This is a genomic window from Microbacterium sp. CJ77 (assembly GCF_002911615.1).
Lineage (GTDB): Bacteria > Actinomycetota > Actinomycetes > Actinomycetales > Microbacteriaceae > Microbacterium.
Window position 1 is genome coordinate 35,151 of record NZ_PQBR01000023.1, and the last position, 24,822, is coordinate 59,972.

At 67.1% G+C, this 24,822-nt stretch carries 21 protein-coding genes; 12 read left to right on the forward strand and 9 right to left on the reverse strand.

The window, feature by feature from the left end:
* Positions 1-11: 11 nt before the first annotated feature.
* A complete protein-coding gene (locus C2868_RS12055) occupies positions 12-1,157 on the forward strand; it encodes a glycosyltransferase family 4 protein (RefSeq protein WP_103663410.1) in 1,146 nt (381 codons plus the stop codon).
* On the opposite strand, the gene C2868_RS12060 is transcribed toward C2868_RS12055, so the two are convergent.
* The 3 genes from C2868_RS12060 to C2868_RS12070 are packed head-to-tail and all read right to left on the reverse strand — an operon-like array spanning position 1,150 to position 5,227.
* Positions 1,150-3,102 (reverse strand): glycosyltransferase, encoded by a 1,953-nt coding sequence (locus C2868_RS12060; RefSeq protein WP_100812352.1) that lies wholly within the window; start codon positions 3,100-3,102, stop codon positions 1,150-1,152. The two genes, C2868_RS12055 and C2868_RS12060, sit on opposite strands and share 8 nt — an antisense overlap.
* 9 nt (positions 3,103-3,111) lie before the next feature.
* A complete protein-coding gene (gene lhgO / locus C2868_RS12065) occupies positions 3,112-4,332 on the reverse strand; it encodes an L-2-hydroxyglutarate oxidase (RefSeq protein WP_100812353.1) in 1,221 nt (406 codons plus the stop codon).
* Positions 4,325-5,227 carry a glycosyltransferase family 2 protein gene (locus C2868_RS12070; protein ID WP_100812354.1) on the reverse strand — a complete coding sequence of 301 codons (903 nt, stop codon included), beginning with the start codon at positions 5,225-5,227 and terminating at the stop codon, positions 4,325-4,327. The genes lhgO and C2868_RS12070 overlap by 8 nt, the downstream gene beginning before the upstream one ends.
* A gap of 148 nt (positions 5,228-5,375) precedes the next feature.
* Between C2868_RS12070 and C2868_RS12075 the strand changes: the two genes are divergently transcribed.
* Both C2868_RS12075 and C2868_RS12080 read left to right on the forward strand, forming a co-directional pair.
* A complete protein-coding gene (locus tag C2868_RS12075; protein WP_100812355.1) occupies positions 5,376-6,332 on the forward strand; it encodes a glycosyltransferase family 2 protein in 957 nt (318 codons plus the stop codon).
* A 143-nt stretch (positions 6,333-6,475) separates the two neighbouring features.
* Positions 6,476-7,471, forward strand: a complete 996-nt coding sequence (locus tag C2868_RS12080) for a glycosyltransferase family A protein (RefSeq protein WP_157814017.1) — start codon at positions 6,476-6,478, stop codon at positions 7,469-7,471.
* Between the two features lie 47 nt (positions 7,472-7,518).
* Here the strand turns inward: C2868_RS12080 and C2868_RS12085 are convergent, their stop codons facing one another.
* On the reverse strand, positions 7,519-8,343 hold the full coding sequence (locus C2868_RS12085) for a polysaccharide deacetylase family protein (protein WP_198519616.1): 825 nt from the start codon (positions 8,341-8,343) through the stop codon (positions 7,519-7,521).
* Positions 8,344-8,494: 151 nt separating this feature from the next.
* Between C2868_RS12085 and C2868_RS12090 the strand changes: the two genes are divergently transcribed.
* The gene (locus C2868_RS12090) at positions 8,495-9,571 is read left to right on the forward strand and encodes a glycosyltransferase (protein WP_157814018.1); all 1,077 of its coding nucleotides are present in this window, start codon (positions 8,495-8,497) and stop codon (positions 9,569-9,571) included.
* Between the two features lie 121 nt (positions 9,572-9,692).
* Complete coding sequence (locus C2868_RS12095; RefSeq protein WP_157814019.1) at positions 9,693-10,688, forward strand: GNAT family N-acetyltransferase; 996 nt, start codon at positions 9,693-9,695, stop codon at positions 10,686-10,688.
* A gap of 43 nt (positions 10,689-10,731) precedes the next feature.
* Here C2868_RS12095 and C2868_RS12100 read toward each other — a convergent pair whose 3' ends face one another.
* Positions 10,732-11,838, reverse strand: coding sequence for a DegT/DnrJ/EryC1/StrS aminotransferase family protein (locus tag C2868_RS12100; RefSeq protein WP_100812360.1), 1,107 nt, complete (start codon positions 11,836-11,838; stop codon positions 10,732-10,734).
* Positions 11,839-12,166: 328 nt separating this feature from the next.
* On the opposite strand from C2868_RS12100, the gene C2868_RS12105 reads away from it, so the two are divergent.
* Positions 12,167-13,069 carry a glycoside hydrolase family 16 protein gene (locus C2868_RS12105; RefSeq protein ID WP_146048060.1) on the forward strand — a complete coding sequence of 301 codons (903 nt, stop codon included), beginning with the start codon at positions 12,167-12,169 and terminating at the stop codon, positions 13,067-13,069.
* On the opposite strand, the gene C2868_RS12110 is transcribed toward C2868_RS12105, so the two are convergent.
* The 3 genes from C2868_RS12110 to C2868_RS12120 are packed head-to-tail and all read right to left on the reverse strand — an operon-like array spanning position 13,066 to position 16,249.
* Positions 13,066-14,196, reverse strand: coding sequence for a DegT/DnrJ/EryC1/StrS aminotransferase family protein (locus tag C2868_RS12110; RefSeq protein ID WP_100812431.1), 1,131 nt, complete (start codon positions 14,194-14,196; stop codon positions 13,066-13,068). The two genes, C2868_RS12105 and C2868_RS12110, sit on opposite strands and share 4 nt — an antisense overlap.
* Positions 14,193-15,194: an SDR family NAD(P)-dependent oxidoreductase gene (locus C2868_RS12115; RefSeq protein ID WP_100812362.1), complete on the reverse strand. Its 1,002-nt coding sequence runs from the start codon at positions 15,192-15,194 to the stop codon at positions 14,193-14,195. The genes C2868_RS12110 and C2868_RS12115 overlap by 4 nt, the downstream gene beginning before the upstream one ends.
* Positions 15,191-16,249, reverse strand: coding sequence for a Gfo/Idh/MocA family protein (locus tag C2868_RS12120; protein WP_232711345.1), 1,059 nt, complete (start codon positions 16,247-16,249; stop codon positions 15,191-15,193). Before C2868_RS12120 ends, C2868_RS12115 begins: the two co-directional genes overlap by 4 nt.
* 115 nt (positions 16,250-16,364) lie before the next feature.
* Here C2868_RS12120 and C2868_RS12125 point away from each other — a divergent pair, with 115 nt between their 5' ends.
* The 6 genes from C2868_RS12125 to C2868_RS17480 all read left to right on the forward strand — a co-directional run bounded on the left by C2868_RS12125 (position 16,365) and on the right by C2868_RS17480 (position 23,733).
* The gene (locus C2868_RS12125; protein WP_100812364.1) at positions 16,365-16,970 is read left to right on the forward strand and encodes an acyltransferase; all 606 of its coding nucleotides are present in this window, start codon (positions 16,365-16,367) and stop codon (positions 16,968-16,970) included.
* Positions 16,971-17,221: 251 nt separating this feature from the next.
* Positions 17,222-18,481 carry a GNAT family N-acetyltransferase gene (locus C2868_RS12130; protein WP_146048061.1) on the forward strand — a complete coding sequence of 420 codons (1,260 nt, stop codon included), beginning with the start codon at positions 17,222-17,224 and terminating at the stop codon, positions 18,479-18,481.
* 40 nt (positions 18,482-18,521) lie between these two features.
* Positions 18,522-19,688 (forward strand): GNAT family N-acetyltransferase, encoded by a 1,167-nt coding sequence (locus tag C2868_RS12135; protein WP_100812366.1) that lies wholly within the window; start codon positions 18,522-18,524, stop codon positions 19,686-19,688.
* 91 nt (positions 19,689-19,779) lie between these two features.
* Positions 19,780-21,258 carry a hypothetical protein gene (locus C2868_RS12140; protein WP_100812367.1) on the forward strand — a complete coding sequence of 493 codons (1,479 nt, stop codon included), beginning with the start codon at positions 19,780-19,782 and terminating at the stop codon, positions 21,256-21,258.
* Positions 21,259-21,334: 76 nt separating this feature from the next.
* The gene (locus C2868_RS17475; RefSeq protein ID WP_157814020.1) at positions 21,335-22,801 is read left to right on the forward strand and encodes a hypothetical protein; all 1,467 of its coding nucleotides are present in this window, start codon (positions 21,335-21,337) and stop codon (positions 22,799-22,801) included.
* Between the two features lie 41 nt (positions 22,802-22,842).
* On the forward strand, positions 22,843-23,733 hold the full coding sequence (locus C2868_RS17480; RefSeq protein WP_181003463.1) for a glycosyltransferase family A protein: 891 nt from the start codon (positions 22,843-22,845) through the stop codon (positions 23,731-23,733).
* Positions 23,734-23,784: 51 nt separating this feature from the next.
* Here C2868_RS17480 and C2868_RS12150 read toward each other — a convergent pair whose 3' ends face one another.
* Positions 23,785-24,684 carry a GT-D fold domain-containing glycosyltransferase gene (locus tag C2868_RS12150; RefSeq protein ID WP_157814022.1) on the reverse strand — a complete coding sequence of 300 codons (900 nt, stop codon included), beginning with the start codon at positions 24,682-24,684 and terminating at the stop codon, positions 23,785-23,787.
* Between the last annotated feature and the right edge of the window lie 138 nt (positions 24,685-24,822).

A 24,822-nucleotide genomic window follows, 5' to 3' on the forward strand; every position in this document is an offset into this window, starting at 1 on the left:
AGCATTGCCGTGTGCGTGTAGCGATGTCGTCCTTCCGGTTCAACAACGAGGGTGGCATCGAGCGCGCGTCGTACGAACTCGCGCTGCGGGTCCAGGACCGTATCGATCTGACGCTCGTGGCGACCGATGTCGATCCGCACCCCGAGCCGCCGTTGAAGTGGCTGCGGGTCGAGGCGCGCAGCAGACCGGGCTTCATCGTGCCCGTTACATACTCGGCCGCGGCCACGCGAGCGCTCGCCGGCCAGGGCTTCGACATCATCCACAACCAGGGCGGCTGCGCAACGCGCGTGCAGGACGTCATCACCGCCCACAGCTGCCACCGCGCCTGGTGGGAGATGAAGTTCCGCAACGGCGAAGCGCTGCGGGCACTCGCGAATCCCTTCCACCACGCGGTGCTGCGGGTTGAACAGCGCAACTACCGGCCGGGCGGCGTGCGCCGGGCCATCGCCGTCTCCCCGACCGTCGGACGCGAGCTCACGCGGTACTACGGCGTCGACCCCGACCTCATCACCGTGATCCCCAACGCCGTCGACGTGACGCGCTTCCAGCCGACGGATGCCGCGGCCCGCCGCGCCCGCATCCGCACTCAGCACGGCTACATCGACGACGACGTCGTGCTGCTGTTCGTCGGCAAGGAGTTTCGCCGCAAGGGCCTGCGCGCGATCATCGACGCCCTCCCCGCGTTGCCGGCCACGGTGAAGCTGCTCGTCGTCGGTGGCGACGACCCTGGGCCCTTCCGATCGCGCGCCGCCGAACTCGGCGTGGCCGACAGAGTCACGTTCGTCGGCCACTCCCCCATCGTCGAGGACTACTTCCAGGCATCCGACATCTTCGTCTTCCCGACGATGTACGAGCCGTTCGGGCTCGTCGAACTCGAGGCAGCGGCATCCGGGCTCCCCCTCGTCGCGACCAACCTCGGCGTGGCCGAGGAGTTCATCGTCGAGGGTGAGAACGGTGCGGTCATCGAGCGCGACGGGGCCTCCATCGCCCGGGCGCTGCGTCCGCTCGTCGACGACCGCGACCTACGGCGCCGGATGGGCGAGCGAGCACGCAGGGATGCCGCCGGCTACACGTCCTGGGAATCCGTCGCCGAGCAGACGCTCGCCGTCTACGAGCGCGTCCACCAGGAGAAGCTCGCGGGGCACACGCTCAGCTGATACGGCGAAGATGCGCGATCGGCCCTTCGCGAAAGATCGCCAGGCGCCTACGGGCATCGACACCACGTGCCCCCCGCAGAAGAGCGCCGCGTACCGCCGCGCCGAGCATGACGGCGATGCGGAACGACTGCCACCCCGCTGCGCCGAAGTGCTTGCGCTGGTACTCCTCGTTGCTCGCGAAGAACAGGGCCTCCCGCCGCGTGCCGTCGCCGCCCGTTCCTGCGCCGATGTGCGTCGCGTCGACCTGCGCGATAGCGATGCGCCAGCCCGCATCCGTCGCGCGCTTCTGCCAGTCGACCTCTTCGGCGTAGAGGAAGAACCGCTCATCGAGCAGGCCGATCGCCGAGATCGCCTCGGCGCGCAGCAGCAGTACGGATCCGATCGCGAAGTGCTGCGCGCGGTCGAAGCGGCCGAGTCCGAGCGCGTCGATCCACGCGCGAAACGGACTCGGGAACGGCCAGGCAGCGCGCACCCGCTCCCCGCTTTCGGGCTCGGTCTGCGTCGCCCCGACGGCCGCGATGCGCGCGCCCGAGTGCAGCAGGCGGTGCATCTCGGTCACCGCGTCGACGCCGATCCGAGCGTCAGGGTTCAGCAGAAGCACGTCGTCCGCCGCAAGACCGCGCTCGGCGAGCGATTTCAGAGCCACGTTCACGCCTGCGCCGAAGCCGAGATTGCTTCCGGGATCGATGTAGTGCGCGCGGCGCCGCTCGGCCATCGCGCGTGTCTCGCCCGAAGAAGAGTTGTCGACGATCGTCAGGCCGAACCCGTCGCCCAGAGTTTCGAGCGCGCCGTCGAGCATGTCGGCGTCGCCATAGGCGACCGCGACGACCTGAGGCGGGCGGGCCGCCCCGGAATCTCTTTCGGGAGACACCTCTCGGTAGAGGGCGAGCTGCTGCTCCGCAACGCGCTCCCACGTGAAGTCCGCCGCCCGAGCGACTCCGCGTACTCGGAGGTCTCTCCAGCGCGACGGCACGAGCGCCGCATCTATGCCGTCGCGAAGCGCCTCGGGATCCCCGGGCTCGACAAGGATGCCGGATTCGGCGACGACGTCGGGAATGGCGCCGGAGCGACTCGCGACGACGGGAACGCCCGAGGCCATGGACTCGACGGCCACACGACAGAACTGCTCGAGCCACCCCGGCCACGGGACGGACGGCACCGCCACGACGTCGACGCGACGATACCGGTCGGCGAGCTCGTCGCCCTGCGCGAAGCCGAGGAACGCGACCCGGTCGGCGATGCCGAGCTCCGCGGCGAGCGCGACCAGCTCTGCTCGCTGCGGCCCGTCGCCGGTGATCTCGATGCGCCACCGCGGACGATCAGCGGCGGCGCGCAAGAGCGTCGAGACGCCCTTGTACGGCTCGAGACGCCCGAGATATCCGATGATCGGTGCGTCCCCGGGCTCGTCCCGCTCCGCGACCGAGAATCGCGCCGTGTCCACTCCGAGGGGGATGAGCCGCGCGGGTCCGCGCAGGCCCTTTCGCACGAGGATCTCCCCCGCCTCCCGGTTGCACACATAGGCGCCAGCGGCGCCCCGGAGCGCCGCACGCTCGAACCAGCGGAACGGGATCGGGTAGCGCTTGTCGATGTTCTGCGCGGAGTAGAGCACGTAGGGCGCCCTGGTGCCCCTCAGCTTGCGCAGCAGCAGCAGTTCGGCCGTCGCGAGGGCCATCGGCTCCTCGTGCAGATCGATGATGTCGGGACGGGCCTTCAGCGAGCGCCAGAATGGGCGCGGATCGTACAGAAAGGCGTTCGGGTGTGTGCCGAGCGTCGAAGCCGCCGCGACGAACCGGTCACCGTCCGCCTCGAGGTCGGTATCGCGGCCGCCTTCGTTCCAGCGCTTGGCCGAGATCAGCTTCAGATCGACGCCGAGACCGCGCAGCCGTCGTTCGCGCTCGCGCCACGCCGACACGACGGCATGGTGGGCGACCCGCAGCACTCTCACCCGTCGAGCCTAGCGACGGTGGTGTCGCGAGCGCGGCGTCGGGGCGAGGTAGTGCTCCGCGACATATTCCGCGATCGCGATCGAGGAGGTCGCAGCAGGCGAAGGAGCATTACGCAGCAGCGTGACGGCTCCGACCTGGTCGACGGCGAAATCGTCGATCAGTTCTCCCGCGCGTCCCCATGCTTGAGCCCGGACACCCGCAGCAGCCCTGTGTGACAGATCCGAGATCTTCAACTCCGGCAGGAATCGGCGCGCTTTTCGGTAGTACAGCGGCTTGATCAGCGAGCCCGAGATCTCGTCGACCCCCATCTGCCAATGATGCTTCGCGAGCGGCCATGCTCCCGGCCAGGAGAGCGACTCCCACGTGTCCCTCGCCGATATCCGCAGCCAGCGGTAACCCTCGCGCGCGAGAGCGGGCACCGCATTCGGGCCGACATGCACGGCGTCGTAGACGCCGCGCGTGAAATGCACGCCCAGGAAGGGGAACCGCGGGTCGGGAACGGGGTAGATCATGCCGCGCACGAGCGACGCACTCTCGGGCGTCATCTCCCAGTATTCGCCACGGAACGGAAGGATCTTGGGCGCGGGATCCGCACCGACGAATCGTGCGACCGCGTCCGAGTGAAGCCCCGCGCACACGATCACACGGTCGAAGACATCATCGAAGACGGGCGTCGTCACGCGCACTCGACCGTTCTCCTCAGCCATACCCGTCACCTCGTGACTGAGCAGTATGCGCCCGCCCGCCGCGCGCACATCCTGCGCCATGGCCTCGGTAATCGTCGAGTAGTCGACGACCGCCGTGTGCGGCGAGTGGACCGCCGCGACGCCGGCGGTGTGTGGCTCGATCTCGCGCAGGCGGACGATGTCGTCGATCCGTGCGAGATCGGGGACACGGTTCTCGATAGAGCGACGCTCGATTTCGGCGAGCGCTGCGAGCTCCGACGCGTCGACCGCCACGACGAGCTTTCCCACCTCCCGGTACGGGAGACGCTTCTCTTCGCAGAACTCGCGAATCTTGACCCGACCTGACGCGCATAGAGTCGCCTTCAGCGAACCAGGCTTGTAGTACAGTCCCGCGTGCACCACGCCCGAGTTGTGGCCGGTCTGGTGCTGAGCGAGGTGCGACTCCTTCTCGAAGATGGTCACGTCATCGCCCCGGCCGGTCAGCAGTCGGGCGAGAGCGACTCCCACAATGCCGCCCCCGACGACGCCTACACGCTCAGTCATCGACGCGCACCCCCGGTCGCTGACGGATCGACGCTTCCACCGCTACGGGTCCCCGCCGGAACAAGTCAGCGCGGGCGCGCGCCGCGCGCCCGCGCTGACCGCGAAATACCAGCACCCTCGGGATGCCGCCGACGACGATCGACCATCGCGCGACCTGCCACCCCCACCACCCGTAGTGTTTGCGCAGGAAACGCTCCAGACCGGCGTGCAGGAACACCTCGCGGCGGTCGAGGTCGAGACTCGTGCCGGCACCGACGTGAAGCGCGGTGACATCGTCGACAGCGACGTTGCGCCAGCCCGCCTTGTGCGCGCGGTACTCCCAATCGGCTTCTTCGGCGTACAGGAAGAAGTCCTCGTCGAACCCGCCGACCTCCTCAAGCGCCGCGGAATTGACAAGCAGGACCGAGCCGATGACGTAGCGCGGCTCAACGGACACGAGCCCGCCGAGCATCACCGCGCTCGCGAGGTACTGGAGCGGCCGAGGATACGGCCACGTGACCTGCTGATGGCTGCCATCGGCGTACACCTGCGCGGGCCCCACCGCCGCGATCCGCGGCTCGGCATGCAACGACTCGCGCAATCTGCCGATGACCTCGGCCGCCACGACCGCATCGGGGTTGAGCAGGAGCACGTCGGCTCCGGGCAGGCGACGACGCGCGAGCGCGTAGTTCACGCCCGCGCCGAATCCGAGGTTCGCGCCCGGGTCCCAATACGCAGCGCCCTCCTCGCGCGCGATACTCTCGATCTCGGGCATCGAAGAGTTGTCCACGATCGTGACCGCGAAGCCGCGCACCGGCGCGAGGGCGCCGCGCAGTAGTTCGGGAGCGCCGTAGGCGACGACCACGATCTCGACGTCGTCGAACGCCGCGGATGCCGCCCCCTCATCGCCGACCATCGCACCCCCCGCTGCGCTCCGGCACCCCGCCTGCCTATCGGCGCCGCTACGGTCCAGCATATGGGAGCACCGACTACCGCCCTCCGATCCCCCATGATGGAATCAACGGTGCGGCACCGGCGGTCGGCGCGCACGAGAGGAGAGGACGATGGCGTTGCGTGCACGACCCGTCGTGAGCATCGTCATCCCCGCGTACAACGCGGCGGCCTTCCTCGGCGAGCAACTGGAGGCGCTCGCCGACCAGGATGTCGACTTCCCGTTCGAAGTGCTGGTGTGCGACAACGGCTCGAACGACGACACTGCGTCGATCGTCCGCGCCTTCGTGGATCGGATGCCGAACCTGAGGCTCGTCGATGCCTCGTGCCGCCGCGGCGCCTCGGCGGCACGCAACATCGGAGCCGGGGCCGCTATCGCGCCACTGCTCCTGTTCTGCGATGCCGACGACGTCGTCGGGGCGGGCTGGACTCGTGCGCTTCACGACGCGCTCGCGGACGCACCGTTCGTCGCGGGCATAGTCGAACACAAGCTCTTGAATCCCGGACGGGAGTGGGACTACGGCTGGGACCGACCCACCTTCCACGACCCGGCTCTGCCACAGTTGCCCGCGTGCGGGTCCAACAACATGGGGGTGCGCGCCGACGTCTTCGCGGCGGTGGACGGGTTCGACGAGTCACTGTTTGCGGGCGAAGATCTCGATTTCTCCTGGCGAGTGCAACTCGCCGGTAACCGGCTCGTGGATGCACCGTCAGCTGTCGTGCACTATCGCAAGCGCGCCGGAATCCTGGCGGCGATCCGGCAGGCACGCGCCAAAGGGGCGGGGACACGAGTGCTCACGTATCGGTACGCGCTCGTTCGCGCCGCCTACGCGCGCCAGGTCGCCCCACAGGTGGCCGCACCCGTCGCCGTGCCAGCGAAGGGTGCGCACCGGCTCGCAGGAGCCCTGGACAGGCTGGGCCGGCTCCCCCGCAAGGCGCTCGAAGTGATACGCAACCCGGTCTCGATCACCCCCTACCTCGCCGCCCTCGCATTCCGATGGGGATACCGCAGGGAGAATGTCGACGGCGTTGCGCAGCTGCCGGTCCCCCGTCGTCTCCCGACCGCGTGAGCACGATCGAAGTCACGCGACAGGCGCCAGTGCATGTGCGCACCTGACCGCAGTCCATGATCGGAAGGCGCCCGCGCTCGCGTCCACGCTACGATCGCCGGGTGGCCCCCGACAGCGCTCCAATCGCAGCATCTGCGCCGGTCGTGAGCGTGATCATCCCTGCTTACAATGCGGAGGCGACCCTCGGTCGGCAGTTGGAGGCCCTGTCGCGACAGCGCATGGATGTCGAGTGGGAAGTGATCATCAGCGAGAACGGTTCCACAGACCGCACAGCTGCGGTCGCGCGCGCGTGGATCGGCCGACTGCCGCTCCGAATCATCGATGCTTCTTCCCGCCGCGGGCCATCCGCCGCGCGGAACGCGGGAGCGATCGCGGCGCGCGCGCCGCTGCTCGCCTTCTGCGACGCCGACGACGCGGTCACCGACGACTGGCTCGCACATCTCCTGCCGGTTCTCTCAAAGAATCCGTTCGTGGTGACGTGCGCACGCATCGAGTCGACGTATTCCACGACCGAGCGCCCCCTGTTCGACCTGGTCACGACCTTGCGTATGCCGTTCCTGCCCGAATTGCCGTTCGGGAGCAGCGCACATTTCGCCGTCCATGCCGAGGCCTTTCACCACGTCGGTCGATTCGACGAGACACTACGCACTGCAGAGGACGTCGACCTCTCGTGGCGGCTCCAGTTAGGGGGTTACCCCCTCACCGAGTGCCGCAGCGCGATCATCGACCACAGTCGTCGAGCGGGGTTCGCTGCGACGGTGCGCCAGTTCATGGGATACCAGCAGGGGAGGCGCCAACTGCAACACCGCTACGCGCTCGTCATCGGCGAGTTCGATGCTGCGCGCGGAGGACCGCCCACACAGGAGCGCGACTGGGAGGTCGGCGTCGTCGTGAACTCGGTGGATGCCGTCGGGGTGCCAGCGCCCGCCTCACGGCTCGGACGTCTGGCGCATTATCTCCGCGACCCGGACGAGCTACGACACTTCGTGCGTCGTGTGGTGCGATCATCACGCATCCGCGCAGCCAGATCCCTCGGGCTCTCACTGGGACGACATCTCGGCAGGATCGACACGTCCCACCGGCAGCTTCCCGCTTCGCTCGCTCACGAGTATCTCGACACGGAACGCCCGTTCGGATGACGCAGACGCAGCGTCGACGCTGAGACGGAGCGGGATGAGACGTCCGCTCAACGCTTGCGAGCGGGCCAGATCCACTCCTCCCACCGGTCATATCTGCCACGCAGAAGCGCGTCGAAGACGCGCGGCGAATCGAACTTGGTCACGAACGTGCGAGCGACCGTACCTGGCGCGCGCGTCTGCTCCGCCTGCGCGTAGAGCACGTCGTACCCGAGTTCCCGCGCCGCCTCATCGGCGTGGACGGGCCAGTTGCCCGACTGCCCCCACGGGATGGCGAACGTGGTCGTCCGAATACCTGTGCGCTTCTCGATCAGCTCCTCCGCGTCGCGGATCTCTTGCAACGCCTGGTCCTTCGTGACCCGGGAGAAGTCGGGATGGGTGGCAGAGTGATTGCCGATCTCTGCTCCCAGCTCGGCGACGCGGCTGACATCAGACCAACTGAGCGCGTTCCCTCCCAGCCCTTCCTCCGACCACCTCGACACGACGAACACCGAGAAAGGGATGTCATAGGACCCCAGAATGGGCGCCGCCGCCGAAAGAACGCTTCGCGGGCCGTCGTCGAAGGTGATGCTCAGGTCCCGCGGTCCGCCACCCGTCCGAGCGAGCTCCGATGCGGGAACGAAACGATAGCCGGCCTCGAGCGCCAGCTCAATCTGCTGGCGGAACCGAACCTGACTGACGTCATTGACGCCCCACCGGGGCTGGTCCAGCGAGTGATAGCAGAGGATCCGACCTTCCGAACGTCCTGAGTCTCGGCCGAAGCGAGCCAACGCATGCCGATCGACGTACAGACGCGCAGCGCCTACCGTGTTCTTGACGCCCTCGCCTACCGTCGCAAGCCGTTCGCGAATCCCGAGCCCGAATCGGATGTCCACCGGTCCGACTCTACAGCGCGTCGCGATCATCTCATCCGACGGATCGCGTCCACAGGTGGACCCCGCCGGGCGGACTCTGACTGTGGGGTACGATCGGCTCGGCGTCGAGGACTTAACCTCTACGCGTCGTCACCGGAGGGAATCCGCACCGATGAGGAAGGCCGAGCCCATCGCGTTGACGACGCGGCCCACTGTCAGCGTCGTCATCCCGTGCTACAACTACGGGCACTTCCTCCCGAACGCCGTGGAGAGCGTGGCTACCCAAGAAGGCGTCGACGTCGACGTCCTGATCGTGGACGACGCCTCGACAGACGACAGCTTTCACGTCGCCGAAGAATTGGCGTCGCGGTTTTCTCGCGTGCGGGTCGTCCGCAATGAGGAAAACCTCGGTCTCATCGGCACGGCAAACAAGGGTCTCGCGACGGTCACCGGCACGTACGCGCTGCTGATATCCGCCGACGACGCCCTCGCGCCGGGCGCACTCGCGCGTGCAGCGGCGCTGATGGAAGCGAATCCCGACGTCGGGCTCACCTACGGTCCGGTGAACTACACCACCGAGGCGGAGCTGCCCCAGGAAGTGCCGGACCCCGCAAGCCACTGGGTGATCTGGGACGGCGTCGAATGGGCGAGTCGCCTGTATCGCAACGCCGAAAACCAGATCTATTCACCGGAGGCGGTCGTCAGGACCTCCACGATGCGTGAGGTCGGCGACTACGATCCGGCGCTGCCGTACACATCCGACGTGGAGATGTGGCTCAGATTCGCTGCGCGCGCGAAGGTCGGCTTCATCGCCGGCACCGTGCAGGCGTACTACCGTGTGCACGGTTCGAACATGTCCATGACTCAGGGCGGTATGACCGGCGAGCGACGACAGCTGCGTGAGCTGCGTCACCGGATGGACGCCTTCGAGTCTGCCTCGAAGTGCTTCGCTCACGGCAAACGGTATCTTGCAGTCGCGCGGCGCGGCGCGGCAAAGTACGCGCTTCTTCTCGCGCGGATCGAACGGGACTCGTCCCCGGAATCCGGCGAGTACATCGATGAGCTCGTCACATTCGCGGCGACCCTGGATCCGACCGCCAGGCTGCGTGCCGCATGGGCGGCCTCCGGCACTCGCAGACGCCTCGCGCGCATCCTCACCCGCACCGGGGCGCGAAGCCTGGTGGTGTTGCCGCGTGTTCTCGCGACGGGGCGCCGACGCGTCCGCAACGAGGACACCGGCGTCCATTGATGTGTCACGCAGGCACGCTCCGCGCGAGCGCCTCTCCAGCGACTGCTAGCTTGTAGGGCGAACGGTGATGCTACCAAGTGAAGGCGGGACCACGTTGGGTGCGGTCGAGAGTCTGAGCCTCATGACCGAATCGCTGCGGGCTCGGCTGCGGGGGCTGCGGGTCGTCATCGAGGAGACGCCAAGCGCCGAGTTCCAGGACGCGCTCGAGCATCTCGTACCAGCCGACGATGAGGTCGCGCGCCTCGTGCATCGCACGCTCTCGGAGCCGACGAGCGTGCCCAAGAAGAACGTCATCGTGATGCAGCGCGGTGAACCGATCCTGGCGACGACGGTCCGGGCACGCCAGGACCGCTGGGAGATCGCGACGACGACCGTCGCCCCGACGCTGCCGATCCCGTGTCTAGAGGGGATGCTCGAGCCCGCCCTATCCTCACTCGGGCTGCGCATTCTCATCGTGGATCACGTCGGTGACGCGCACGCGGACTTCGCGCGTCACCGCCTCGTACCGTTCGACTCCTATGTCGCGACGCTGAACGGGTTCGACTTCGAGGCGTACTGGCGCTCCACCCGGCTGTGGGAAGACCTCCGACGCGTCGAGCGCAAGACAGCGGAGTGGGACATCGTGCACGACGACCCAGCGACGCTGGAGTGGTCTATCGACACGTGGGAGGGCCGCTGGACCGATCATCCGAATGACGAAGCCGGTGCGGCCGACGATCTGCGGGCGCTGTGGCCCGAACTGCTGCGCAGGAAGCGGCTCATGTCGACCGCGCTCGTCATGCCCGACGGCAGCGCGGTGGCGTCAACGGTCAATATCATCGACGGCGACACGCTCGTGGGACTGATCACCGCTCGGGATGTGGCGATGCCGACTTCCACCGGATCCGTCGGCACTCGAGTCGCCGTCGAGTGCTTCAATGCGGCTCGGAGCGCCGGACTGGCAAAGGTCGACATCGGCGGCTACCACGACCACTACAAGCGCCGCCTCACCCCAGCGGGAAGAGTCGCGTACGGGGTGGAGATCGAGCCGCGAATCTTCTCCGCGGGTATGGCTGAGCGTGCCGAGCACATTGCGCGATCCACGAAGCGCGGGCTCCGCAGGCTCGCACGTCGGTGACACGGCGCGCCGTTCGTTAGCATCCGCGCGCGAAGCACGTCGTCTAGAGCAGCGCGAGCACGGTCTCCGCGACGTATTGCTGATCTTCGACCGTGATGCCCGGATACATCGGCAGGCTCACGATCTCGTCGGCGAACGCCTCGGCTCGCAGGAAGCTGCCCGGGCCCTGCGCGAGGAACCCGAAGGCAGGCAGCAGGTGGATGGGCCTGGGGTAGTGGATGCCCGCGCCGATCCCGGCGTCCGAGAGTCCCGCGAGCATGCGATCCCGGTTGGATACCCGGACGACATACAGATGGAAGACGTGCTCGTTGCCATCGGCGACGCCGGGGAGCCGGATGCGCGCGTCGCCGCCCAGCAACTCGCCGTATACGTTCGCGGCTTCACGCCGCAACCGGTTCCACTCGTCGAGGTGAGCGAGTTTGGCCGTCAGGACAACCGCCTGAATGCTGTCGAGTCGTGAATTGCGTCCCAGCAGACTGTGCTCGTACCTCGCTACGCCCCCGTGGTTACGCAGCTTTCGGACGGTATCGGCGAGCTCTCCGTCGTTCGTCAGAACCGCGCCCGCGTCGCCGAACGCACCCAGGTTCTTGCCCGGGTAGAAGCTGGTCCCTGCGAGATCGCCGAGGCTCCCGGCCATCTCGCCGTAGCGCCGAGCGCCCTGCGACTGCGCGGCGTCTTCGAGAATGAGGACCCCGTCGCCCACCACCGCACGCAGCGCCTCGACCGGCGCCGCCTGTCCGTAGAGGTGGACCGCCGCCACCATCCGCGTGCGGGGCGTCAGCGCGTCGGCGACGGCCTCTACCGAGATCAGGTAGTCGTCGGTGCAGTCGACGAGCACCGGCACGGCGCCGACCCGCGCAACGGCCTCCGCGGTCGCGGCGAACGTGTTCGCCGGGAGGATGACTTCATCGCCCTCTCCGATGTGAGCAGCCTCGAGGGCGAGTTCGAGGGCGTCCGTGCCGTTGCCGACGCCGAGGCAGTGCTCGACACCGCTATAACTCGCAAAGGCGCGCTCGAAGGCATCGGCGTCGTCGCCGAGGATGAAGCTCGACCTGTCGATGACGCGCCCGATCGCCGCATCCGCCTCGGCACGGATGCGGGCGGTCTGCCAGCCCAGATCGACCAAGGGGACGGTACGCCGTTCGGTCATGCTGACAACTCCTCGTTTCCAGGACGGTCTGACACCGACACTACCGCCGCTTTCCCCACTGCCTCGCGCTGCGACCGACGTCCACGATGATGCGACTGCGCTCCAGCCGATTCCATCACCTCCGTGCGCAGGCCGGTGAGGTCTTGAACGCTTGTACCATTGCATCCGAGGGGGTACCAGGTGACCAAGAAGCGTGTGGGCGGGTCGGCCGGAATAGATGACGGGGTGCCATCCGATGGTTCCGGGGGAGACCAGAGGGACGCCCGCTACGCCCTCCGGCCGTATGCGCGAGCGTGACCGTCGTTTGTCGCCCCGCTCCAGATCGGCGGTGAGCGTGATTGCCGCGGCGGCGTTGCTGCTGAGCGGTTGTTCGGCGCAGCCCGCGGTCGGCCGACCGTCGCCGGACACCGGCGCGCCGTCACCGTCTTCGTCGGCGGGCTCGCCGACGAAGCCTGTCGAGGCCGGCGAGGGGCTCGTCTGGTCGGAGGAGTTCGACACACCAGGGTCGCCGTCGACGCTCTGGAAGCGCATGGAGGGCGCGGGCGGATGGGGCAACGAGGAGTTGCAGAACTACACCGCGTCCGACGAGAACTCCTATGTCGCCGACGGCATCCTGCACATCGTGGCGAGGAAAGCGCCCTCCGTCGATGCATCGGGCACCTCGTCGGACTACACTTCGGCACGGCTGATGACTTACGCCGCGTTCCGCTATGGTCGCATCGAGGCGCGCATCGCGGTGCCGGCTGCCTCGGGCCTGTGGTCGGCGTTCTGGATGCTCGGTACATTCAGCGCCCCGGACGCCAGCTGGCCTGGCGTGGGCGAACTCGACCTCATGGAGTACGTCGATCAGGCCCGTGATCTGAACAACGGGGTCGTCGGTGCGAAGAAGGACGGCTCTGCCTGGAGTCGGGTCGAGTCGCATCCGAACCCCGCGGGCTGGAGCGGAGACTGGCACGTGTACGCCGTCGAATGGACGGCGGATTCGGTGACCTATTCAGTCGACGATCAAACACTCGGCGTGATCCGCAAGGCGGACCTCGAGTCCGACCAGCTCTGGAGCTTCGACAACCCGGCACACATCATCATGAACATCGCCGTCGGAGGGAGATGGCCAGACCCGCGCATCGCCGATGAACTGCTTCCCGCGGACTATCTCGTCGACTATGTCCGCGTGTACGACTCCGAGGTTCACGAGGTACCCCAGTCGTGGCTGCCACCTCCGGCGGACTAGCGCGCTGAGGCTCCGCGAAGAACGTCGATCACGCGATCCTGCTCGACGGCGGTCATCTGATGGAATACGGGCAGGATGAGGGTGTTGTCCGTGAGCCGCTCGGTGACCGGAAGCACGACGTCGATGTGGTCGTAGGCGGGTTCCCGGTGCGTCGACATGATGCCACGACGCGCCGAGACGTCGGCATCTCCCAGAGCGACAAGCAGTTCCTCTCGAGTGAGCGGGTACTCGCTACACACCTCGACCCAGAACGACTGGAAGTTGGCGGTGCCATATTCAGGATCGGCGACCGCGCGGAGGCCATCGATCTCGGAGATCGCGCTCGCATAGGTCGCCGCGATCTCGCGTCGACGCTGAACGACCTCGTCGAGTCTCCCCAGTTGGACGAGCCCGACCGCCGCCTGCAGATCGGTCATGCGGAAGTTGAAGCCGATCTCGGTGTACTCCTCGGGGGGCGACACGACGCTGGCATGGCGCGCGGCCGCCGAGGCGCTCATCGCATGCTCGCGGAGCTTGCGTGCCCGATCCGCCCAATCGGCGCGCGAAGTGGTGATCATCCCGCCTTCGCCGGTCGTCAAGATCTTGCGCGGGTGGAACGACCACGCGGCGATCTCGGCGCCGGCACCGACGGGACGGCCCTTGTATGTCGATCCCGCACCGCAGGCGGCGTCCTCGACGACGACGATGCTGAGCGGGTCACACACGGCACGGATCGCGTCGATGTCGACGGGAACGCCGCCCTGATCCACGGCGATGACGGCGCGGGTGCTCGGTGTGAGTGCTTCCCGGACCGTCGCCGCGGTGAGGTTTCCGGTCACCGGGTCGACGTCGGCGAATACCGGATTGGCTCCGACGTACGTGGGAGCGTTCGCGGTTGCGATGAACGAGAAGGACGGCACCACCACGTCGTCCCCCGCGACCACGCCGGCGACCTTGAGCGCCAGGTGCAGGCCGGTGGTGCAGTTCGACACGGCGACGGCGTGCGCCGCCTGCTGCTTCTCGGCGAAGGCAGCCTCGAATGCCGCGACCTTCGGGCCCTGAGCGACCCAACCCGACTCGATCACCTCGGTCACCGCCGCGATCTCTTCCGCGCCCAGCCAGGGACGCATGACGTTGATCCGACTCATGCGCCGGTCTTCGCGGTCGTGCGTCCCGCCGAGATCTCGTCCCGCAACGGCCGCCACCACTCGACGAGCTCACGAAGGCCCTGCTCTAAGTCGGTCGTGGCCCGGAATCCCAGGTCACGTTCTGCCGAGGACGTATCTGCCAAACGGCGCACGACATCGTTCACGCCGCGAGCGGGCCCGAACTCGACCGAAAGGTCCGAGCCCATCACCTTGAGGAGCATTTCGGCGAGCTCGAGAAGACTTGTCTCGGTGCCGCTCGCGATGTTGTAGACGCCCTCGTCGACGGCACTCTGCGCGGCAAGGATGTTCGCATGGGCGATATCGGTGCTGACGACGAAGTCCATCGTCTGCCTTCCGTCACCGAAGATGATCGGCGGCTTGCCGTCCGCGATGCGCTCCATCCAGCGCACGAGTACCTCGGTGTAGAACCCATGGACATCCATTCGGGGTCCGTACACGTTGAAGTAGCGGAGCAGCACGTAGTTGAGACCGTACATCGCCCGGAAGCTCTTCGTCATGCCTTCGTTGAAGGTTTTCGCCGCGCCGTAGAAGGTGTCGTTGTTATAGGGATGATGACGCTCTGTGGTGGGGAAAGACTCCGCCATCCCGTACACGGACGCCGATGAGGCGGCGATGAGCTTGGCAACCCCATGCTCCGCAGACGCCTCGAGCACGTTGAACGTCGCATCAACCATCGTCTCGAGCGCCAGGCGGGGCTCCTCCGCGCACTGCGTGATGCGGATCGCCGCCTGATGGAAGACGACGTCCTTCCCCCTCACCGTGTCGTGCACCGTGTCGCGATCGCGAACGTCCCCTTCGATGAGGGTGACCCTGCCGGACGCGAGCGCGTCGTCGAGGTTCGCGACCCGGCCACGAACGAGGTTGTCCAGAACGTCGACGTGAGCGACCCCCGCGTCGAGGAGCTGGTCGACCAGGGTCGATCCGATTGTGCCGGCTCCACCCGTGACGAGGACGTTGGCGCCTGCGAGTTCGGTCATACGACACTCTCCTTGATATCGCTGTCGACAGTAACCAGCGCGCTGCCTGCGTCCAGGCTCCGCGTGGTCGCATCCAGGACGTTGAGCACACGAAGGGCCGCCAGGCCGTCGGTACGCGGGGGGCGTTCTTCGCGGATCGACGCGGCGAACTCGGCCACCATCAGCGAGAGTGCCTCTTTCTCGGGCAATGCCGGCACCCACGTGTCTCCGTAACGGTACGACACCTGAGCCGCAGCTCGCTCGGCGTCACCGGTCGCCGTGATGAAATCGATGCCGCGGTCGTACATGCTCACCCGCTGGGTGGGGTTGAGGTCGTCCCATACCAGGGTCCGACGCGTGCCTCCGACGATGAGTTGACGGATCTTCGTCGGGCTCAGCCAGTTGGCGTGGACGTGGGCGATGACCCCATTTCCCAGCTGCATCACGAGATACCCGACGCATGCCTTGCCGAGGCCCAGTGGGTCGCCGCCGTGGGCCGAGACGCCCGAGGGTCGCAGTCCTCCCGGCAGGATGAAGTCGAGGATCGAGAGATCGTGCGGCGCGAGATCCCAGAACACATCGACGTCCGGCTGGACGAGTCCATGGTTGATTCGCACCGAGTCGACGAACGTGATGTCGCCGAGCTCACCTGCCTGGATGAGTTCGGCGATCTTCAGGACGGCGGGCGTGTAGCAGAACGTGTGATCGGCCATCAGAATCACGCCCGCCGCCGCGGCCGCGGCGACCATCTGCTCCCCGCTCTCGACATTGTCGGCGAGCGGCTTCTCGGTGAGAACGTGCTTGCCCGCGGCAATAGCGGCGAGGGCGATCGGCTTGTGCGTGCGGGCCGGCGTGGCGATCGCAACAGCATCGACGCCGTCCAGCGCGAGGGCCTCTTCTATCGAGCTGACCGCGACTGCGGTGCGTGTGGTCGATGCGAGCCGCTCGGCGCGTTCGAGATCGAGGTCGCACACCGCAATGACGTGCCAGTCATCGCCGAGATTGAAGTTGCGCACGAGGTTCGGACCCCAGTAGCCCGCGCCCACCACGACGACACCCAGCTGACCGTTGCCCACGAAGCCCCCCGACCGGATCGAATCGACCCTCTCCCGCGCCCATGGTACGGGATGCCGCGTTCCGATAGTGTGCGACCATAGTCGGCCTGCGTTTCGGCCATGACCTGGAGAAGACTTGACGAACCTACCCGAACCTCGAGTCGCCGCCTCCGCCGACGTCGATGAGCGCGCCGTCGTGGGCGCCGGCAGCGTCATTTGGCACCTGGCTCAGATACGTGAGAACGCGCTCGTCGGCGAGGAGTGCGTCATCGGCCGCGGGGCCTATATCGGCCCGGGCACCCGACTCGGCAGGCGATGCAAGGTTCAGAACTATGCGCTTCTCTACGAACCCGCCGTCCTAGAGGACGGGGTCTTCATCGGACCGGCCGTCGTCTTCACCAATGACTACTATCCGCGAGCCGTCAACCCGGATGGATCTCTCAAGGACGCCAGCGACTGGGAGGCCGTCGGTGTGACCGTACGCGAAGGCGCCTCACTCGGCGCCCGATCCGTCGTCGTCGCGCCCGCCACGGTAGGGCGCTGGGCGTTGGTAGCCGCCGGCGCCGTCGTGACGAAAGACGTCCCCGACTTCGCCCTCGTCGCGGGAGTCCCCGCGCGGCGTATCGGCTGGGTCGGTCGTGCGGGCGCGCCGCTGGAGCGCCAGGGGGACGAGTGGGTGTGCCCTCGCTCGGGCGAGCGCTTCCGCGAAGTGGGGGGTGCTCTACGGAACGCGGAGGGCTGACCCCCGGCGCAGCGGATGCATCGGTGGGACGACAGCAGGAACCTGCCGAGTCCTGTCTGGGACAGGATCCCTGAGGGCGATTCCGGGCGGCCTGGCTCTCTCATCGCGAGCGAACGCGACGAGCCAAAGCGGCATGTCTCGCTTCCACGACCTCTGGAGGGCGCGACGAGACCACGTCCACACCCAGACAACGACCATCCGCTGCGACTCACCCATGCGACCGTGTTCGTGCCGTCATACTAGGCGTGTGCGTGTCGGGAACCTCCCGGGATCGGCACATTGTCCAGGAGGTGGGCGTGCGGGCGATGCTGTTGCGGCTCGCTGAGGTGACGGAAGCGGACTGGGCGTGCTGGCGAGCACTTGCAGAGCGGGCGTCCGAGCCCAACCTCGCGCTTGACCCTCGGTTCCTCACCCCGGAACAGGGTTCCGGCGGTGACGTCGATTACCTGTTCGTCGTCGCGGAGGAGAACGGCGAATGGTACGGACTACTGCGCGTCTTCGCGATGGACGTCTCCTCGACGATGAGCGTCCCGACATACGGCACATGGGATCCGCCGCTCTTCGGCGCATCCCATCCCCTCCTCGATCACTCGCGCGCCGTTGATGCCCTCGCGGCGATTGCGCGTGGCGTCCGCCGACATCTGCGAGGTGGCTTCTTGATCTTGCGTGGCTATCCCGCATCCGGCCCGCTCGCAGAGGCGCTCCGGGAGATCCGCCGCGGACCGGTCCTGGGCGCGATCATCATCGGGTCGCATGCGGCGGCGTGGGCGGAGGTGACCTCGCACCACGCCGGGTCGGCAACGGATACCAACACCTTTCCCGCCCGAATCGATCCCGATCATCACGGCTCCGACACCCGGAAGAAGCTACGCCGCGCGGCCCGGCGGCTCGCCGAGGCCGGCGGCGGCCCTCTCACCCTGCGCGACGCGAGCGATGACCCTACGGCGATCGACCGCTTCATCGCAATGCAGGCCTCGGGATGGAAGGGTGATCGCGAGCGCGGCGGAACCGCAGTAGCCCTCGAGGCGCAGGTAGAGCTGAAGTTCCGTGAGAAGGTTGCAGCTTTCCGTGCCGACGGCGACCTCATCGTCCTGGAGCTATGGGCAGGTGAGCGGTGCGTCTACGCGTCGGTCTACTTGGTCACCGGAGCCATCGCCGAGGGCTTTCTCGACGCCTACCAGCACGAGTTCGGCGACTTCTCCGCGGGCAAGCTGGGCCGAACGGCAGCATACGCTCACCTGGCGGAATCCCATCGACAGCCGCCGCTGGTCGCCGTGAGCCCGGGGATCTACGACTACTACCCCGATGCTGCGACGATCTATCCCGACCGTCGAGAGTTCCTCGACGTCGTCATCGGTGTCGGCATCGTGCCGTCGCTCATCGTGCGAGTTTTGCCGCGTGCGGAAGCGTCGCCGCTTGCGCGAAAGGTGTTCCTCGCGCTGGCGCGAGCCGACCAGTTCGCGATGCGCGTCGTGGGCGCCGCACGTCACAGACTGAAACCGAAGACCTGAGGAGGCGGATGTGCGGGCGAGACTGCTGCGGTTAGCGGAGGTGAGCGACGACGAATGGGAGCGCTGGACGGCGCTGGCGGAGCGCGCCGCCGAACCCAACGCTGCGCTCGATCCCCGATTCCTCCGTCCCGACCGTGAAAGCAGCGGCGGCCACCTTCTCGTCGTGGCCGAGGAGGACGATGAATGGCTCGGCCTGGTGCGGGTGTTCTCGATTAACGTGTCCGCGACGCTCCCTATCGCGTCGTACGGCACCCTCGAACCCTCCGACCTTGGCCCGCCCTACCCCCTGCTGGATCGAGCTCACGCCGTCGAAGCTCTGACCGTGATCGCGCGGGGGGTCCGTCGACTCCTGCACAGCGGCTATCTCCCTTTGCAGGGTTATCCCGCCTTCGGGCCCTTAGCCGAGGCAATGCAGAGGCTCCAGCGACGACCGGCGCTCGGTGCGATCGTCGTCGCGACGAACAGCGCACCATGGGTGGATGTCCACCCAGGGCAACACGCGCCGGATGAACGGGTTTTCGTCGCTCAGACCGATCCCGACCATCGCAGTGTCAGCTCCCGCAAGGAACTCCGTCGTTCGGCGCGGCGACTGGCCGAAGCGGGCGGCGGTCCCCTATCGCTGCACGACGCGAGCGACGATCCGGCGGCGATCGACCGCTTCGTCGCGATGCAGGCGTCGGGATGGAAAGGAGATCGCGACAACGGCGGCTACGCCGTCGCGCTGGATCCCGAGCGCGAACGGGCGTTCCGGGGGAAAGCCGACGCGTTCCGCGCTTCCGGCGACCTCATCGTGCTGGAACTGCGAGCTGGGGCGCAGCTCGTCTACTCGCACGTCTACGTGGTGTCGGGAAATGTCGCGCTGGGTATTCTCGACGCCTATCAGCACGAGTACGGCCAATTCTCTGCGGGTAAGCTCGGACGCACCGCAGCAAGCGCCCATCTGCGGCATCTGCCGCGCCTCGACGCGGTGAACCCCGGCTATTACTACTACACCGACGATGAGGCGATGAAGGTGTTCCCCGATCGTCGGGAGTTCGCCGACATCGTCGTCGGGATCGGCGTCGTACCGTCCCTTGCCGTTCGGCTGCTTCCTCGAGCCGAGAAGTCGCCCTTACTGCGGAAGATGCTCATCGCGATGAGCAGGGCGGACCGATTCGCAATGCGGGCGCTCAACGGTCTGCAGCGGCGTCTGAAGCCGAAGACGTGACGCGATACCGGGCCGCCGCGGGTGCCAGAATGTGGCTCTGGGGCTACGCTCGTGAATCCGCACGCGCCGCACCGCCGACGAGGAGGATGAAATGACGACCGATGCGCTCATAACGCTGGTCGCATTGATGGTGGGATTGCTACTGCTCGTCGCGCTCGCGGGCGGGATGATCGTCGGCATCCTGCTGTGGCGACGCTGGCGGCGGGCCCATCCGCGTCCGCTACGCGAATCCAGGAAAACACCGGTGACGGATGCGACGGCGGCTGAGTCAAATCGGAGCGGCGGCGCGGGGCGCGGCGGCGGACGGCCGGCATCGGAACCGGTGCCGAGGGGCGACGCACCCGCCGACGACCCGCGAATCATCGCGCTGGGACTAGAAGCGCCGACCTCGACCGAAGCGGTGTTCCGCAACCTCGAGAAAATCAAGCCGCTGTTGCGCGCCGAGGCTGCTGAGAGCGACCGAATGGCTCGCACCACGCCACTGGCGGGCCGTGCTCTACGATCGGCGGGTCTCTTCCTGTGGTGCTTTCCCGCCGAGCGCGGCGGTCTCGATGCATCGCATGCCGACAGGCTCGAAGCAGCCTCGCAGGTCGCGCGCATCGACGCCGGGATGGCGTGGACGATGGTCATCCTCAGCAGCCACGGAGATTGCGTCGCATACCTCGACGACGAGGCATGCGCCTACCTGTATCCGACTGCCGACGTGCCGACCGTCTACTCGGCGGTCCCGTTCGCTCGCGCTATCGAGATCGCCGGCGACAAGTATCTCATCGAGCCCGCGCGCTGGCGGCTGGGCAGCGGTGGCTATCACGCGGAACGATGGATCGGCGGGGCCAAAGTGTGGGACGCCGCCGGCAATCCCGTCCTCGACGAAGAGACGGGCTGGCAGAAGGTCATCGGCGCCTGGCTGCCGGCGGACAAGGTGCGCCAGATCGATGACTGGGATCCGCTCGGAGTGCGTTCATCGGGAAGCTCGTCGTATGAACTGATCGAGGCCGTCGAGATCCCGCGGCATCATACCTACAACGACACTCGCGATCTGCGGCCATTCCGTTTCCCCTTCTTCGGTATCGCCATGGGTGTAGCTCAACATCTCATCGACCTCACCGTCGAGACCTTGAGCGGTCCGCGCACCGAGCCCGTGGACGCCTACGCCGCGAGCGTGCTCGGTGATGCACTGGCGTCTCTCGACATGCTCGTCCTGGGGCTTCGCGGGTATGCCTCATACATCGACGGAGCACGCGAAGCGCGCACGTCTCGCGCACTGACGGTGGACGAATCGAACTGGGTGCATAGCGCCGGCGTGCCGGTGCGCGACCTACTGCTGAAGATCCGGGGCATCAGCACTGATCTCAGCGGCACGCGCTACGTGCCGGCAGGGTCTGAGTTCGCGCGTGCGCTTCGCGACATCGACGTCATCCTGGCGCACGTGCTCTTCCGTCTCACCATCACTCCCGGCAAGCGAGAGCGGGTTCACGGCGTGCTCACCGGCTCAACCTCGTCCGGCGTGTGGGACTCCCCGTGGCCGCGTGTCGCTGCCGACGGGCCCGACTCCGCGGAGAACCGTTGATGATCATGCAAGAATACAAAGCGACTGGGGCGCGGGGGCGCGCGCAAGCGCGTCGCCGCGAACGGAGAGGGTGCTCGTGACCACCGACCAACTCCTCGCTCTGCTCGTGACTATGGTTTCGGCGCTGCTCTGCCTCGCGCTCATCGCGGGCGGTGGATTGTTCTATTTCTTGATCCGCCGACTTCGCGGTCGTCCCCGAGCCCGCCGAACGTCGGCACCGGTCACAGTGCCGCCCGCAGCACCCGCAACGCCACCACGCGCGTCGGCCGGACGGTCGAACACGGCCGACGAGCCCGTTCCGAAGGGTGACGTCGTGCGGGACGATCCGCGCATCATCGCGCTCGGCCTTGAGGCGCCCCTGTCGATCGCCGCGGTCTTCCGCAACCTGGACAAGATCAAGCCCCTCCTCAGGCAGGAGGTTCCCGAAAGCGACCGAATCGGCCGAACCACACCGCTCGCCGGCGGCGCTCTGCGGGCTACCGGCGTCTACCTTTGGACGTTCCCGGCCAATCGAGGGGGACTCGATGCGCCCTACGCCGACCGGCTCGAGGCGGTGTCACAGGTGGCGCGCATCGACGCCGGGATGGCATGGGTGGTGCACTGGTTGAGTTCTCACAGCGAACTCGCCGGTCGTCTCGATGAGGAGTCCTTCACCCAGCTGTATCCGAGCCTGGACCTCCCCACCGTCTTCTCGGCAACTCCGCCCGCGCGCGCCATCGAGACTGGCACCGATATGTACCGGATCGAGCAGGCGCGCTGGCGGCTCGGAAGCGGCGGCTACCATGCCGATCGATGGCTCGCGGGGGCAAACGTCTTCGACGCAGCGGGCGAGCCCGTGATCGACAAAGCGACCGGCGTACACAAGGCGATCGGCGTCTGGGTGCCTTCAGACAAGCTCCGTCAGATCGACGACTGGAATCCGCTCGGCCTGCGGTCATCGGGGAGCGCTTCCTACGAACTCACCGGACCCGTAGAAGTGCCGCGCGGCTGGAGTTTCGAGATCACGGGCGACACGGGTGCACACTTCTTCCCGTTCATGGGAGTGATGGTCGGGGCAGCGCAGCACCTCGTCGACCTGACCCTCCAGCTCGTCCGTTCGAAGCGCCAGGCAGGCGTGAACACCGGCTCCCACGATGTCACGGCCCTGGCCGATGCGATGAGTTCCCTCGACATGCTGGCCCTCGGCCTGCGCGGCTACGCCCAGTACATAGATCGAGTGCGTACGGAACGCGCGGGGGTGTTCACCAGCGAAGAGGCGGCGTGGATTCACACCGTCGGTATGCCTGTGCGCGAGACTCTCATGAGAGTGCGGGACATCACTTCCGACATCTACGGCACGGGATACGTCCCCGCAGACTCCGAGTTCGGCCGGGTCCTTCGCGACATCCAGGTCGGTCTCGCCCACGCATGGTTCCGCCGGTCCGATGCCCTCGACCTGAGGACTCGGCACATGTCGGTAGTTCTCGACAGCCCCCGCTTCGCCCCGATCTGGGATGCGGGATGGCCCGTGCAGCTTCCCACAGGCGTCCCCTCCCCATCGTGAGCCGGGGACCGGTCGATTCTTCGGCAATTGACGCGCCGCTCGTGAGCGTCGTCGTTGCAACGAATCGCGTGAGCCCCTTCCTGTCCGCGGCCCTCGGCTCGCTGGCCGTCCAGACACATCCGCGTGTAGAGACGATAGTCGTCGACGACGGTTCTCCAGATCCTTCCGCAATAGACGCGGCCGTCGCGAACGCGCTGCCGTCCGCGCGAATACTACGTCACGCTCCCGCCGGGGTATCGGCGGCGAGGAATGCGGGAGCCGCCGCCGCGAGCGGAGAGCTGCTCGTATTCTTCGACGACGACGACCTGTCCCACCCCGAACGACTCGCACGGCAGGCGGCTCAGCTGACGTCCGCGCCCGATGCCGTCGCGTGCTATTGCGGCATGCGCACCATCGATGCCGACGACAACGTGCTCATCGAGGCCGATCAGACCGCCGTGCGCGATCGATTCGACGTCGCGCGGCGGCGCACCGGGATCCTGCTGGGCAACCTAATGATCCGTCGCGCCGACTTCGAGGCGGTCGGCGGCTTCGACGTCGAACTGCGCCTCGCTGAAGACCTCGATCTCGTCCTGAGCCTCTCTGAGCGTGGCGATTTCGTGTTTTCGCCCGAGACGCTCTTCGACTATCGATTGCACGGAGCGAACACGACCTCTCGCCACCGAGAGCTCACCCACTCGATCCACCGCATCGTGCGCGCCCATCTCAGACGCGCACAAGCCGGCGGCGATGCACCACTCGTCTCTGCGCACCGCGAAAGCCTCCGCGCCAATGGCCGTTATGCATGGTGGGGAGCGCTCCGGCATGCACGCGCGGAGGCACGCGCGAGGCGCTGGGGATCAGCAGCCTCCGACGTGCTCTGGGCGCTGCGATTCGCGCCGCTCGCACCGGCCGACGCGATCCTTCAAAGACTGCGCGAGACGCGCGCATAGGTAGACCGGCTGCAGACAGGAACGGCCGGCGGATTCAGCGAGTCCGTCTCCTCAGTCCGCGGCGAAGAACTCCTCGGTCGCCGCTGTCCTTTCGTTCCGCCACCATTCGTAGGACTTGGCGATGTGGCCGAGGTCGAGGGCACGGTAGCCGGCGCGGTGGAGATCGTAGGCGAGTACGGTCGCGGTGGGGCCCAGTATCGCGATCATGAGGCATTCCTTCGGCGCCAGCGAAGCGCGGCGCAGGATGTCGTCGTACTCGTCGAACGCGTTCTGCCTCGGTGCCAGGATGTGATCCACTGAGGCTGCGTTGTCGAAGATGTCATGCGTGAAGCCGTCGAAGATGCCTTCGCCATGGATGAGGACGACCGGCGCGCCGTCCCAGATCTGCCGACACCTCTCGAAGTAGGCGCGACGGTCGAACCCCGGTCCAAACGTGCTGTGTCCCAGCGACACCTCCGTGGCCGCGTACCTCTTGCTGGTTCGCAGATACGGATTCAGAATCCGGCGCAGGTGGGGTGCCCAGCGCAGGAAATAGTCCCGCATGCCCTCGAGAAGTTCGGGGCTCAGTTCATAGGCGAAGCTCGGGATCGCGACCAGCAGATCGCTCTCGTCTGAGACGAGTACCTCTCGCAGTCGTCGGGTCAGCTCGACCCCGGGGGTCTGGAACATCTCGAACCAGCCATCCATCGTCGACAAATCCCCTGCGCCGAAGCGCGCGATCGACTTGCCTTCGATCAGAGCATCCAGGGTCTGGTCTACGGTCATGGTCACAGGCGCCTCGGCCATCTGGGTGCGGTAGATCAGAGTTTCGAGTGACGCGCGCTGCTCTGCTATGGCCGCGTCGATGATAGCCCTCACGCTGAACCGCTGACGCACCGCCGCAACGAACCGCTGTCGACGAGTGCTACCGGGGATGAGCTTCGCCAGCAGCAGAAGAATGTAGTACGTCACGGGCTTCCCCTCGCGTCTCCAGTAGTCGGCCAATAGAGTACGCACACCCGTCACCCGCGCGCCATCATCCCATGACAAGGACGGGCGGCCTGCCGCCACGAGCGACGGCGGAGCGCATGCTTCCGGTGACGCACGAAC